Origin of the sequence: Gilliamella sp. BG2 (genome assembly GCF_046635645.1) — a bacterium.
In the GTDB taxonomy this organism is placed as follows: domain Bacteria; phylum Pseudomonadota; class Gammaproteobacteria; order Enterobacterales; family Orbaceae; genus Gilliamella; species Gilliamella bombi.
This window is the reverse complement of sequence record NZ_JBIDFF010000069.1, coordinates 885-1,455: the sequence shown is the minus strand read 5'-3', so window position 1 is coordinate 1,455 and position 571 is coordinate 885. Positions and strand designations below refer to the sequence as shown.

Annotated in this window: 1 protein-coding gene; it reads right to left on the bottom strand. The window is 32.7% G+C overall.

Going from position 1 to position 571, the window contains the following annotated elements:
• Positions 1 to 59 precede the first annotated feature (59 nt).
• The gene (locus ACGH6Q_RS12295) at positions 60 to 389 is read right to left on the bottom strand and encodes a hypothetical protein (protein WP_411592990.1); all 330 of its coding nucleotides are present in this window, start codon (positions 387 to 389) and stop codon (positions 60 to 62) included.
• Between the last annotated feature and the right edge of the window lie 182 nt (positions 390 to 571).

Sequence of the window (571 nt, the reverse complement as noted above, 5' to 3'; positions counted from 1 at the left end):
GTAGTTCAATTTTTTCTTTTGTGGGGTTGGGTTGGGTTTGCGTACCATATTTTTGACTTCTAATTTAATTTATTAACCCTTTGTAAGTGCTTTAATTTGCGATATTGGCGTAATTCACGGAAAACGATACCCATGCGAGACATAGATTTTAGGGATTCTTCAACAAATGATTGTAAATTTTGAATATCTAAATCTACTTTATAGACGGATAGATTAAGTAAATTACAAAAATCATCCCATGTTCCTGAAAATTCCGAACCGTTCGGAGTTTTCTTTTCTTTAACTAATTGATATGATTTGTTTTGATTTATAAATACTAATTTAGAAATCCGAACAGTTCGGAAATATGAAAATAAAGACAGGCTTGATTTTTGATATGTAAAATCCAAACCGTTTGGTTTACCCTATTATTAAAAGTGCCGGTCGGCAGTCTTCAATAAATAAAACTCGTCACCGTGACGGATTTTAAGCCATTAAAAGTCCTAACAGTTAAGACTTTTTACTTATCTATAAATCCGCAGGCGGTCTGCATTTTTGGATATAAAATCCCAAACCGTTTGGCGTTTTCTCT